This is a genomic window from Bradyrhizobium centrolobii (genome assembly GCF_001641635.1).
Lineage (GTDB): Bacteria > Pseudomonadota > Alphaproteobacteria > Rhizobiales > Xanthobacteraceae > Bradyrhizobium > Bradyrhizobium centrolobii.
In genome coordinates this window covers 109,000-122,208 of sequence record NZ_LUUB01000051.1, presented here as the reverse complement: position 1 = coordinate 122,208, position 13,209 = coordinate 109,000, and the positions used below count along the sequence as shown (strand labels likewise).

The 13,209-nt window shown below is 64.1% G+C and carries 8 protein-coding genes; 3 read left to right on the top strand and 5 right to left on the bottom strand.

The features are described 5' to 3' along the window. Positions 1-13: 13 nt before the first annotated feature. From gcl to AYJ54_RS14075, 4 genes are all read right to left on the bottom strand, one after another. Positions 14-1,804 carry a glyoxylate carboligase gene (gcl, locus tag AYJ54_RS14090; protein ID WP_063699498.1) on the bottom strand — a complete coding sequence of 597 codons (1,791 nt, stop codon included), beginning with the start codon at positions 1,802-1,804 and terminating at the stop codon, positions 14-16. Between the two features lie 155 nt (positions 1,805-1,959). After that, the gene (locus AYJ54_RS14085; RefSeq protein ID WP_063699497.1) at positions 1,960-3,762 is read right to left on the bottom strand and encodes an adenine deaminase C-terminal domain-containing protein; all 1,803 of its coding nucleotides are present in this window, start codon (positions 3,760-3,762) and stop codon (positions 1,960-1,962) included. A 510-nt stretch (positions 3,763-4,272) separates the two neighbouring features. Further along, positions 4,273-5,118, bottom strand: a complete 846-nt coding sequence (locus tag AYJ54_RS14080; protein WP_063699720.1) for an IclR family transcriptional regulator — start codon at positions 5,116-5,118, stop codon at positions 4,273-4,275. 216 nt (positions 5,119-5,334) lie between these two features. After that, the gene (locus AYJ54_RS14075; protein ID WP_063699496.1) at positions 5,335-7,464 is read right to left on the bottom strand and encodes an acetate--CoA ligase family protein; all 2,130 of its coding nucleotides are present in this window, start codon (positions 7,462-7,464) and stop codon (positions 5,335-5,337) included. A gap of 311 nt (positions 7,465-7,775) precedes the next feature. Between AYJ54_RS14075 and AYJ54_RS14070 the strand changes: the two genes are divergently transcribed. The 3 genes from AYJ54_RS14070 (at position 7,776) to frc (ending at position 11,749) form a co-directional block, all read left to right on the top strand. Next, positions 7,776-8,507 carry a GntR family transcriptional regulator gene (locus AYJ54_RS14070; RefSeq protein WP_063699495.1) on the top strand — a complete coding sequence of 244 codons (732 nt, stop codon included), beginning with the start codon at positions 7,776-7,778 and terminating at the stop codon, positions 8,505-8,507. Positions 8,508-8,583: 76 nt separating this feature from the next. Further along, complete coding sequence (gene oxc / locus AYJ54_RS14065) at positions 8,584-10,317, top strand: oxalyl-CoA decarboxylase (protein WP_063699494.1); 1,734 nt, start codon at positions 8,584-8,586, stop codon at positions 10,315-10,317. Between the two features lie 154 nt (positions 10,318-10,471). Then, complete coding sequence (frc, locus tag AYJ54_RS14060) at positions 10,472-11,749, top strand: formyl-CoA transferase (protein WP_063699493.1); 1,278 nt, start codon at positions 10,472-10,474, stop codon at positions 11,747-11,749. Between the two features lie 455 nt (positions 11,750-12,204). Here frc and AYJ54_RS14055 read toward each other — a convergent pair whose 3' ends face one another. Beyond that, positions 12,205-13,041: a DUF1194 domain-containing protein gene (locus tag AYJ54_RS14055; protein ID WP_063699492.1), complete on the bottom strand. Its 837-nt coding sequence runs from the start codon at positions 13,039-13,041 to the stop codon at positions 12,205-12,207. Positions 13,042-13,209: the final 168 nt, after the last annotated feature.

Genomic DNA, 13,209 nt, shown 5'->3' with positions numbered 1-13,209 from the left:
GATGCTGTCCTCCCTATTCCGCCGGCTGCAACACGCCGGATCGCACGCTCTCGACCTCGTCGAGCGGCAGATCCAGCACCTCCTCGAACTCGACGATGTTGTCGATCTCGGTCCCCATCGCGATGTTGGTGACACGTTCGAGGATGAACTCCACCACCACGGGCACGCGGTGCTTTGCCATCAGCTCGCGCGCGGTTGCGAACGCGGCCTGCGCATCCTTCGGATCGGTGACGCGGATCGCCTTGCAGCCGAGGCCTTCGGCGACCGCGACGTGATCGACGCCGTAGACGCCAATCTCGGGCGCGTTGATGTTCTCGAAGGAGAGCTGGACGTGATAGTCCATGTCGAAGCCGCGCTGGGCCTGGCGGATCAGGCCGAGATAGGAATTGTTCACGACGACGTGGATGTAGGGCAGATTGAACTGCGCCCCGACCGCGAGCTCCTCGATCAGGAACTGGAAGTCGTAGTCGCCCGACAGCGCGACGATGTCGCGATCCGGACACGCCGCGCGCACGCCGAGGGCGGCCGGCAGCGTCCAGCCGAGCGGCCCCGCCTGCCCAGCATTGATCCAGTTGCGCGGCTTGTAGACACCCAAGAACTGCGCGCCGGCGATCTGCGACAGGCCGATCACGGTGACGTAGCAGGTGTCGCGGCCAAAGGCCTTGGTCATCTCCTCATAGACGCGCTGCGGCTTGATCGGCACGTTGTCGAAATGGCTCTTGCGCAGCATCGAACGCTTGCGATCGCGGCAGGCCGCGGGCCACGCCTGGCGCTCGCGCAACCTGCCTGACCGGCGCCACTCCCTGGCGACGATGACGAAGAGTTCGAGCGCGGCCTTCGCATCCGAGACGATGCCGAGATCGGGATTGAATACGCGCCCGATCTGCGTCGGCTCGATGTCGACATGCACGAAGGTACGACCCTTGGTGTAGGTCTCGATCGAGCCGGTGTGGCGATTGGCCCAACGGTTGCCGATGCCGAGCACGAAATCGGACTCGAGCATGGTGGCGTTGCCGTAACGGTGGCTGGTCTGCAGGCCGACCATGCCGGCCATCAGCACATGATCGTCAGGGATCGCGCCCCACCCCATCAGGGTCGGCACGACCGGCACATTCACGGTCTCGGCGAATTCGACCAGGAGGTCCGAGGCATCGGCGTTGATCACTCCGCCACCCGCCACGATCAGCGGCCGCTCGGCGGCATTGAGCATCTCCAGCGCCTTCTCGACCTGCTTGCGGGTCGCCGAGGGCTTGTAGACCGGCAGCGGCTCATAGGTCTCGTCGTCGAACTCGATCTCGGCGAGCTGCACGTCGAGCGGCATGTCGATCAGCACCGGCCCGGGCCGGCCCGAGCGCATCACGTGGAAGGCCTGGCTGAACACGCGCGGCACCAGTGCCGGCTCGCGCACCGTGACCGCCCATTTGGTCACGGGCTTTGCGATCGACTCGATGTCGACGGCCTGAAAATCTTCCTTGTAGAGCCGCGCACGCGGCGCCTGCCCGGTGATGCAGAGGATCGGAATGGAGTCGGCGATCGCGGAATAAAGCCCAGTGATCATGTCGGTGCCGGCCGGCCCCGACGTGCCGATGCAAACGCCGATATTTCCGGCCTTGGCCCGCGTATAGCCCTCCGCCATGTGCGAGGCGCCCTCGACGTGGCGCGCGAGGATGTGGCGGATCGAACCGCGCTTCTTCAGCGCCGAGTAAAGCGGATTGATCGCCGCTCCGGGAACGCCGAAGGCAGTCGAGATGCCTTCCTTCTCCAGAATTCGCACGGCTGCATCGACGGCTCGCATCTTCGCCATATTGGACCTCGCTCTGTTGCGTCAGCGCGAGGGTGATCATTGAATGCGCAAGCGGTGATCTCAACGAGATCGGTTTTATTTTCCACGATACGGCAGCGCTCAAAAAAACTGCGGACGCATCAACCGCTTAGACGGGAATATCTATGAAACGCCGGTCACTCGAACAGCGGCGCCAGCTCCATCTGCGGCACCAGCACCAGGCCCTTGTCGGTGATGCGAATTTCGGGAATGACCGATAGCGGGATCAGATTGAAGCCCATGTAGGGAATGGTGCAGCCGGCGTCCGTCCACTCCTTCTTCAATGCCTTGACCTCTTCGGCCACCTCCATGACGCGCTTGTCGGAGAGCAGCCCGGCAATCGGCAGCGGCACCAGCGCCCTCACCTTGCCATCCGCGACGACACAGACCGCGCCCTGGTGCTCCCTGATCGCCGCGATCGCCGCCTGCATATCCGGCTCGTTGGTACCTGCAACGATGATGTTGTGGCTGTCATGCCCGACGCTGGAGGCGACCGCGCCGCGCTTCAGCCCAAAATCCTTGAGCAGGCCATAGGCGACGTTACCGGCCGACTTGCCGTGGCGCTCGACCACCGTGACGAAACAAAGGCCGTACCGTTCAAACAGCGCCGGCCAGTCCTTCGCCGGCTCTATTCTGACCTTCTCATGGATCAGCGTGATGCCGGGCAGCGCGGTTTTGATCGCGTTGACCGTGCAGGCCTTCGCCGGCAGCTCCGGCGTCAGCTTCAGTTTCTCCGGCAGCTTGACCGTCGCGTAGGCCGCCTTCGGATATCGATAGCGCTGCGACAGTGCCTGATCGAGCCGCGGCGTGATCTTGCCTCGCTCGACCACGAGTTCGCCGCCATACCAGGTGCATTGCGGCTTCAGATCGTCGTTCATCAGCACGAGATCGGCACGACGCCCGCCGCCGAGCCCACCGATGTCGCCTTCCATGCCGAAGCGCGTCGCGCCGTGCAGCGAGCCCATCGACCAGGCCTGCTCCGGCGACATCCCCGCTTTCGCCACCTCGCGCACCACCCAGTCGAGGCCGAACAGCAGGAGATCGTCGGCATCGCGGTCGTCGGTGCAGACCGCGGTGCGCTTGTGGGAGGCGCCGAGCTCGGTGATGGTGCGGATCGCCTGCGGCAGCGAATGCCAGGGCGTTGTCGGCGGCCCGCCGCGCAGGAAAACCCAGACGCCGGCATCGAGCAGGTCGTCGGCGATGTCGCGATCGATCGCCTCATGGGTGTCGGTGACGCCTGATGCCGCATAGGCCGCGACGAATTCGCGGCCGTAGACATGGCCCGACACCGGCCGTCCGCGCTTCAAAGCGGCTGCGAGAATGGCGTGGCTGCGTTCATCGCCCATCGTCACCGGCACAAAGTCCATCTTCTCACCGAGCGCCACGGCTTCCGGCCAGCGATCGAACAGGCCGGCGATCTTGTCGGGCGTGAGATCGCCGCCGGCGGTCTCAAGCTCCGGCGAGGTCGCGGGCACGGTGCTCGGCACCGTCAGGAAGATCGAGAGCGGCGCCTCGCGCGCGTCCTCGAGCATCGCCTCGACCCCGGCGACGTCCATGACGTTGCCGATCTCGTGGCTGTCGCAGAAGATCGTCGTGGTGCCGTTGAGGAGTGCCGCCTCGGCATAGGCGCAGGCCGTCACCATCGAGGATTCGACGTGGATGTGCGGATCGACCAGGCCCGGCGCGATGATGCCGCCGGCCGCGTCGTAGAGTGGAACGTCGCTCCAGATCTTCTTCGCCGCGCCGGCCGGCTTCACCGCGGCAATGCGGCCGCCGGTGATCCAGACCTCGCGGCCCGCATGGATGCGCTCGGAATAGGTCGAGAGCACCCGTGCGCCCGTGACGACAAGGTTGGGCGCGAGGCGCGCCGAGGCGACGTCGGCAAGGCGCCGCGTCATGCTGTGCAGCGGCGCGACCGCAAAACGGGTCAGTTTGGTCATCGGGGCCCTCGCGCAACGTGGATCGCCGACCGATGGTTGCGCCCCCGGCCTACCGGGGCAAGCTCAAATTAGGCGGAACCTCTGCTTACGCATTGGGCAAGACGGGTCCGCCCCTCCGTTGCTGCGACCCTCCACGGCGTGCCGCTGGAGCGTAGGCGAGCGTCTACCGGACCGCCTGCGCATCAAATGCGGTTTCCCATGAACTTCCGCCGTCCCATTGCGACCAACACAACGCCATACTCAGACTGCTCAGCTTACCGATCGAATTGTTGCGCATCGCTTTCTATGCCTTGCAAGGCCTCGTCGATGCGCTGAGGGCGCGCGATCGGCTGAGCCTTGAAGTCAGCGTCCTCGTCAACGCCCAGCGACGCTGTGTGGCGATTCGGCACCGCCGACCACATGGTGCTCGCCGGCGGCTTCGCGCTGGCATGCGCCGCGGTCGCGACGTTCGTCCTGTATGTCTACGTGATCAAGGCCGGCTGGATCACCTGATCCGTTTCCACACTCCACTCAGGAGACCTTCTCCGGCATCAGGCCACCCAGCGCCGCGGTCAGCTCCGCAGCCGCCTCGCGCACGACGCGGCCGATCTCCGGCAACCGTTCGTCGGTGATGCGGCTGGTCATGCCGGAGACGGAGATCGCGGCGAGTGGCTCGGCGCGATCGTCGTAAACCACCGCCGCGACGCAGCGCAGGCCCATCTGCGCCTCCTCGTCGTCGATGGCATAGCCCTGCGCGCGAATCTTTTGCAGCTCCCGGAACAGGTCGCTCGGCCGCACGATCGACTTCTCGGTCAACCTGGGCATGCCGTGATGGCGGATGATGGCGCCGACGTCCTCGTCCGAATAGGTCGCGAGCACCGCCTTGCCGACGCCGGAGGTGACCATCGCGACGCGACCGCCGACCTTGGTCAGCGAACGCATGATCTCGCGGCTTTCCATGCGAGTCAGCACGATGATGAACTCGTCGTCGACCACGGCTAGGTTGGCAGTCTCACGGGTGAGATCGCGCAGCTTGCGCAAATAGGGAACCGCCTGCGCGGTGAAATTGCGCCGCCGCGCGAAGCTCGCGCCCACCGTGAAGCTGCGCACCCCGACATGCCATTTGGACTCGGCGCGATCGAACTGCACGAAGCGACGGCTTTCCAGCGTCGCCAGCAGACGGTGCACGGTCGAGGTCGACAGCCCGGTGCGGACGGCGAGATCGCTGAGGCGATAGCCCTCGTCGTCCTCGGCCAGCGTCTCCAGAATCGACAGCGCGCGGTCGACCGACTGCACGCCGCCGTCGCGCGCCTCGTAATCGGCCTCCGCCGGCGATCTTGGCTCGAATGATTTGCGCCGGATCACGTTCTTGCTCATCGCGACCTGCATTCGTCAGTGAGACAAAGCATCAGCCGCCTCGTCTCCCTCTCCCCGTTCCTACGGGAAGAGGGTCGGGGTGAGGGGCTATCTCCGCGAACACGGTGAGAGACGAACTCGCGGAGAGTCCCCCTCACCCGGATTGTGCACCGGACGATGCTCTGCATCGCCGGGCCTCTCCCCGCAAGCGGGGAGAGGTGAAAGGTCTTCTTCAGCTCAAAGCAGCCCTGCCCCGCGCGCCCACTTGTACTTGGCGCCGAGCACCTCGACCGGCAGCTCGGTCGAGTAGGCATAGGCCGGGATGCCGTTCTGGTAGAGATATTCGGCGGCCTCCTCGACCTCGACGTCGCCGGCGAGCGAGGCGACCATCGGCTTCACAAAGCCCTTGGCCTCCATCTCCTTCTTCACCTCGACCATGTTGCGGGCGAACACCATCGGCGGGGTGACGATGGTATGCCAGTAGCCGAGGATCAGCGCGTGGATGCGATCGTCGGAGAGGCCGAGCTTCACCGTGTTGACGTAGGTGATCGGCGGCTCGCCGCCGGTGATATCCACAGGATTTCCGGCCGCGCCGAACGGCGGGATGAACTTGCGGAAGGCCGCATCGAGATCCGGCGGCATCGACATCAGCGACAGGCCGTTGTCGACACAGGAGTCCGACAGCAGCACGCCCGAGCCGCCCGCACCGGTGATGATCAGCACGTTCTCGCCCTTCGGCGTCGGCAGCACCGGCACGCCACGGGCGAATTCGAGCAATTGCCGCAGCGAACGCGCGCGGATCACGCCGGACTGCTTGAACACGTCCTCGTAGATCCTGTCGTTGCCGGCGAGCGCGCCGGTATGCGACGAGGCCGCCTTCGCGCCGGCCGAGGTGCGGCCCGCCTTGAGCACGACAACCGGCTTCTTCTTGGAGACACGCTTGGCGGCTTCCGCGAAGGCGCGGCCGTCCTTGAGATCTTCGCAGTGCTGCGCGATCAGGTTCGTGTTGGGGTCCTGCTCGAAGAAGGCGAGCAGATCGTCCTCGTCGATGTCGGACTTGTTGCCGAGGCCGACGATCGCCGACACGCCCATCTTCGCCGAGCGCGAGAAGCCGATGATGGCCATGCCGATGCCGCCCGACTGCGAGGACAGCGCCGCGTGGCCCTTCACGTCATAGGCCGTGCAGAAGGTCGCGCAGAGATTCGCCGGCGTATAGTAGAAGCCGTAGATGTTCGGCCCCATCAGGCGGATATCGTACTTCTTGCCGACCTCGACGATCTCGGCCTGGAGCTCCGGTGCGCCAGCCTCGGCGAAGCCCGACGGAATCAGAACCGCGCCCGGAATTTTCTTCTCGCCGCACTCGGTCAGCGCGCCGGCCACGAACTTCGCGGGAATCGCGAACACCGCGACATCGATCACGCCCGGCACGTCCCTGACGCTCTTGTAGGCCTTGTAGCCGAGAATCTCGGAGGCCTTGGGATGGATCGGAATGATCTCGCCCTTGTAGCCGCCGTTGATCAGGTTCTTCATCACGGAGTTACCGATCTTGCCGTCCTCCGCGGAGGCGCCGATCACGGCGACCGCCTTCGGCTGCATGATGCGGTTCATGGCCGCGACGATCTCTTCGGTCGGACGCGGCTTCGGCTTGGGCTTGTAGGCGAAGTCGACGACGATGCGAACGTCGGCGGCGGTGGCGTCCTTCGGGGTCGCGAACACCGGGTTGAGGTCGAGCTCGACGATTTCGGGGAAGTCCGAGACGAGCTGCGAGACCTTGACGATGACGTCGGCGAGCGCCGTGCGGTTGACCGGCTCGCCGCCGCGCACGCCCTTCAGGATCTCATGTGCCTGGATGCCGTCGAGCATCGACAGCGCATCTTCCTTGGTCGCGGGCGCGAGGCGGAAGGTGATGTCCTTCAGGACTTCGACCAGCACGCCGCCGAGGCCGAAGGCGACGAGCTTGCCGAACGAGCCGTCGGTGATCGAGCCGATGATGACCTCGGTGCCGCCGGCCAGCATCTGCTGCACCTGGATGCCTTCGATCTTGGCGTCGGCCTTGTACTTCCTGGCGTTGGAGAGAATGGTCTCGTAGGCCTTCTCGGCGTCCTGCGCCGTCTTGACGCCGACGATGACGCCGCCGGCTTCGGTCTTGTGGAGAATGTCCGGCGAGACGATCTTCATCACGACCGGGAAGCCCATGGAGGACGCGATCTTGCCGGCTTCGCCCGCCGACTTCGCGACCCCCTCCTTCGGCACCGGAATGCCGTAGGCGTCGCAGACCAGCTTGCCCTCAGGCGCCGTCAGGCTGGTGCGGTTGTCCGCCTTGACCTGGTCAAGGACCTTGCGGACGGCATCTTTGGAATTGGACATGTGGCTTCTCCCTTGACCTCAGTTCTTGCTTTCAAAGCGCGCGCGTATTGCGGCCGCCAGTGATGCTTGCCATTCGCCGCGCTCTGTTCCATGCCGCGGAACGGAGTGGCATAAGGCCAAGAGTACTCCGCCGGCTTGGATCAAAAATGGCTGGCGATGGCATTTGGTATGCCAGAAGCCAACTTGTCAAGACGGCGCATCGCCTAGAACGCCGTAAAAAATAGGCAGCTTGACATTCTGGCATGTGGTATGCCAAAAACTTTCCGGTTAATATTCCTGTAAAAGACGACTCCCACAGGAGGAGAATCGTCATGTCACTGCGGAAACCAACCAAGGCGTTGCCGAACATGGCCGAGGCAGACATCGCAATCGTTCGTATTGCCCCGGAGAGCAGCTTCAAGAACAAGGCGTATGACGCCTTGAAGGAAGCCATCCTCAAGATGGACATCTACTCGACGCCCGAGCCGGTGATGCTCGACGAGCGCGCGCTGTCCGAGCGCCTGGGTGTCAGCCGCACGCCGATCCGCGAGGCGATCGCGATGCTCGAGCAGGACGGCTTCGTGAAGACCGTGCCGCGCCGCGGCATCATGGTGGTGCGCAGGACCAAGAACGAGATCGTCGACATGATCCGCGCCTGGGCGGCGCTGGAGAGCATGGCGGCGCGCCTGATCACCACCACCGCGCGCAAGAAGGACATTTCGGCGCTGCGCGACTTCTTCAAGGACTTTGGCAAGGACCGCCTGCCCGAGGATCACGTCGAGGAATACTCCAAGGCGAACATCGCCTTCCACCAGGCGCTGATCTCGCTGTCGGAATCGCCGGTGTTGGTCGATCTCACCAACGACCTGCTGCTGCACGTGCGCGGCTACCGGCAACTGACGATCGGACGGAAGGATCGCACCGCGACCTCGCTGCCCGAGCATCTCGGCATCATCGAAGCGCTCGAAGCGCGCGACACCGAGCTCGCCGAGAAGCGCGCCCGCGACCACACCCTTGGCCTTGCAGCTTACGTCGAAGCACACGGCCAGGAACTATTCACGTAGCTCTTTAACCTAGCAACGTTCACCAGAAGGGCGAACCATTCGCCCCAACGACCTTGAGACCAGGGAGACAAGGCCCATGCTGAATACCGCGACCAAGTCCGAAGCACCGGGCACCGAGCAGGAACTGACGGATGGCTTCCATCTCGTCATCGACGCGCTCAAGCTGAACGGCATCAACACCATCTATAATGTGCCGGGCATCCCGATCACGGATTTGGGCCGCATGGCGCAGGCCGCCGGCATTCGCGTGATCTCCTTCCGCCACGAGCAGAACGCCGGTTACGCGGCGGGCATCGCGGGCTTCCTCACCAAGAAGCCCGGCGTCTGCCTCACCGTCTCTGCGCCCGGCTTCCTCAACGGTCTCACTGCGCTCGCCCACGCCACCACCAACTGCTACCCGATGATCCTGATCTCGGGCTCCTCCGAGCGCGAGATCGTCGACCTCCAGCAGGGCGACTACGAAGAAATGGATCAGCTCGCGATCGCCAAGCCCCTGTGCAAGGCGGCCTATCGCGTGCTGCACGCCCAGGACATCGGCATCGGCCTGGCCCGCGCCATCCGCGCCGCGGTCTCGGGCCGTCCGGGCGGCGTCTATCTCGACCTGCCGGCAAAGCTGTTCGGCCAAGTGATGAATGCCGATGCCGGCGAGAAGTCGCTGGTCAAGGTGATCGACGCGGCTCCCGCGCAGATCCCCTCGCCCGCTTCGGTCAAGCGCGCACTCGACGTGCTCAAGGGCGCCAAGCGCCCGCTCATCATCCTCGGCAAGGGCGCGGCCTACGCGCAGGCCGACGAGGAGATCAAGACCTTCGTCGAGAAGAGCGGCGTGCCCTTCCTGCCGATGAGCATGGCCAAGGGCCTCCTCCCCGATACGCATCCGCAGTGCGCCGGCGCTGCCCGCTCGACGGTTCTCAAAGAGTCCGACGTCGTGATGCTGATCGGCGCGCGGCTCAACTGGCTGCTCTCGCACGGCAAGGGCAAGACCTGGGGTGAAGCGCCCAAGAAGTTCATCCAGGTCGATATCGAGCCGAGGGAAATGGACTCCAACGTCGAGATCGTTGCGCCTGTCGTCGGCGACATCGGCTCGGTCGTCTCGGCCTTCAACCAGGCGATGGGTGCGGGCTGGACCGCCCCGCCCGCCGAATGGACCAAGGCTGTTTCGACCAAGCGCGAAGAGAACGTCGCCAAGATGGCGCCGAAGCTCATGAACAACAAGTCGCCGATGGACTATCACGGTGCGCTCGGCGTGCTGAAGAACGTCATCAAGGAGCATCCGGACGCGATCCTCGTCAACGAGGGCGCCAACACGCTCGATCTCGCCCGCGGCGTCATCGACATGTACAAGCCGCGCAAGCGTCTCGACGTCGGCACCTGGGGCGTGATGGGCATCGGCATGGGCCAGGCGATTGCGGCTGCGCTCGAGACCGGCAACCCCGTGCTGGCGGTGGAAGGCGACAGCGCCTTCGGCTTCTCCGGCATGGAGGTCGAGACGATCTGCCGCTACAACCTGCCGATCTGCGTCGTCATCTTCAACAATGACGGCATCTATCGCGGCACCGACGTCAACAGCGCCAACTCCGATCCCGCGACCACCGTCTTCGTCAAGGGCGCGCGCTACGACAAGATGATGGAAGCCTTCGGCGGCGTCGGCGTGAATGCCAGCTCGCCGGACGAGCTCAAGCGCGCCGTCAACGAGGCGATGAAGTCGGGCAAGCCGACGCTGATCAACGCCGTGATCGACCCGGCCGCGGGCTCGGAGAGCGGCCGCATCGGCAATCTCAATCCGCAGAGCGTTCTGCAGAAGAAGAAGTGAACACCCAGCGGGTCATTCCCCGCGCAGGCGGGGAATCCAGTAATCGCCGAACCATCCTTGATGGCGAATACTGAGCCCAACTGAATCGACAGCGAATACTGGATGCCCGCCTTCGCGGGCATGACGGAAACAGATAGTGAAAGGAGCAAACACGATGACAAAGGCGCTCACGGGCGTTCGCATTCTCGATTTCACCCACGTCCAGTCGGGGCCGACCTGCACGCAATTGCTTGCATGGTTCGGCGCCGACGTGATCAAGGTGGAACGTCCCGGTGTCGGTGACATCACCCGCGGCCAGCTGCAGGACATCCCGAACGTGGACAGCCTGTATTTCACCATGCTCAACCACAACAAGCGCTCGATCACGCTCGACACCAAGAACCCCAAGGGCAAGGAAGTCCTCACCGAGCTGATCAAGAAGTGCGACGTGCTGGTCGAGAACTTCGGCCCCGGCGTGCTCGATCGCATGGGTTTCCCCTGGGAGAAGATTCATGCGATCAACCCGAAGATGATCGTCGCCTCGATCAAGGGCTTCGGCCCCGGGCCGTACGAGGACTGCAAGGTCTATGAGAACGTCGCGCAGTGCACCGGCGGCGCCGCTTCGACCACCGGCTTCCGTGATGGTCTCCCGCTCGTCACCGGCGCACAGATCGGCGATTCCGGCACCGGCCTGCATCTCGCGCTCGGCATCGTCACCGCGCTCTACCACCGCACGCATTCGGGCAAGGGCCAGCGCGTCACGGCTGCGATGCAGGACGGCGTGCTCAACCTTGCGCGTGTAAAACTGCGCGACCAGCAGCGCCTCGCCCATGGGCCGCTCAAGGAATACAGCCAGTTCGGCGAAGGCATTCCGTTCGGCGACGCCGTGCCGCGCGCCGGCAACGATTCCGGCGGCGGCCAGCCCGGCCGCATCCTGAAGTGCAAGGGCTGGGAGACCGATCCCAACGCCTACATCTACTTCATCACCCAGGCCCCGGTCTGGGAGAAGATCTGCGACGTGATCGGCGAACCGACCTGGAAGACCGATCCGAACTACGCCAAGCCCCCGGCCCGCCTGCCGCGGCTGAACGAGATCTTCGCCCGCATCGAGCAGTGGACGATGACGAAGACCAAGTTCGAGGCGATGGAGATCCTCAACAAGGACGACATCCCCTGCGGCCCGATCCTGTCGATGAAGGAAATCGCGGAAGACCAGTCGCTGCGCGCGACCGGCACCGTGGTCGAGGTCGATCATCCGACCCGCGGCAAGTACATCTCGGTCGGCAACCCGATCAAGCTGTCGGATAGCCCCAGCGACGTGCAGCGCTCCCCGCTGCTCGGCGAACATACCGACGAGATCCTGCGCAGTGTGCTCGGCTTCAGCGACCATCAGGTCGCCGAGATCCACAAGTCCGGCGCGCTCGACCCGCCGCAGAAGCAGGCCGCTGAGTAAGCGGTAGCGCTTTGACGCGAGACAAAAGGGCCGCCCATCGGGGCGGCCTTTTTTGCATGAGAACGCCTGTAGTCACAGGCACCAACTAAAAAACTGAAAAACAACCCCATGCACAGTAGCCAACCCGTTGGCAACAAAGGAATTGCGGATTTTACGAAACCCCTTTGACACGTCGGGCAAAACAGGGGCATTATGCGAACGTCGAAAGAAGCGCAGGTCTCGCCCGGCAAAGAGCTTTTCGGAGCACTGGAGCATTGCCGCCGGGATAAATTATCCTAACGATTCCAACGTCGAATACAGCCGGCGCTTGAGCTTTGCCGCGGACCGGTTACCTTCGACCCATGGGGGTCTCAAGCAGGCCGAGATCGTCTCTCGGAGGCGGTACGCGCAGCTCTCAGCCGAGGATGAGCAGTCGGAAACGTTCAGCCTCGAAAACCCGGGCTAGGTGCCCATGCCTAGCGACCCCAGCGATCCTGCCAAATCTTCTCGCCGATGGTGCAACTGACGCGCGGTTCTTTCTCCGCGACCGGCACCACCCGATGCTCTGGGCTTCTGCCCGCCACCTCGAGCAGGAGTTTCGCGCGGATCGCCTCCTTGAATGTGTCGCGGTCCTTGATCGCCACCACGAACGAGCCAGGGCCCCCTATCACGCAGTCCTCGTAGTACCAATCGAGATTCTCGATATCCATCGAGGGGTACGACGGCTCCTTCACCATGATCGGCAGTCCGTTGATGACGATACCCTTTCCGAGCGCTTCCTCACGTACAGGCGTGATCGGTGGGCCGTTGTTGTTTGGACCGTCGCCTGAAATATCAATGACGCGCCGGAACCCCCGGCTCGGGTTCTCGTCGAAGAGAGGCATCGCGTACAGGATCGCGCCCGAGATCGAGGTGCGCGACCCCCGCCGCACCGGCGTCCGCATGATTTCATTGGCGACGGCATCGGCCGTCTCGGGACCGTCGATCACCCGCCAGGGAATGATGATCTTTTGGTCGCTGGACGCCGACCACTCGAAATACGTGATCGAAATCTTTCCGTTCGGACCACCCCTCAGGGCCTGCAGGAATTCCTTGGATACGATGGCCTGGGCGTAACCCTCCCGCTGGACCGCGAGTTCATCCAAATCCATCGAATAGGAGACGTCGACGGCGATGACGAGTTCGATGTCGACCGAAGGGGCCGGCTCTTTGTCTGCGGCTTCCTGCGGTCCGCCGGTACCGGCGAGGCCGCTCCCTGTGAGTAGACCCGCAACAAGTATCGCGCCGGTCGAGACGCCCCACCGAACCTGCATGAGCGGACCTCCACGTCGCCGGTGCGATGCTGACATGCACCGGCCATCGCGGGAAGCAAAAGGCGCAATCCACCAATTCACGTTGCTGAGATAAACTCGCGCCAGGCCACCGTTCAACGGTCCGCGGATGCACCTGACATGAACAACACGTCCCCGTCGACACGTCAG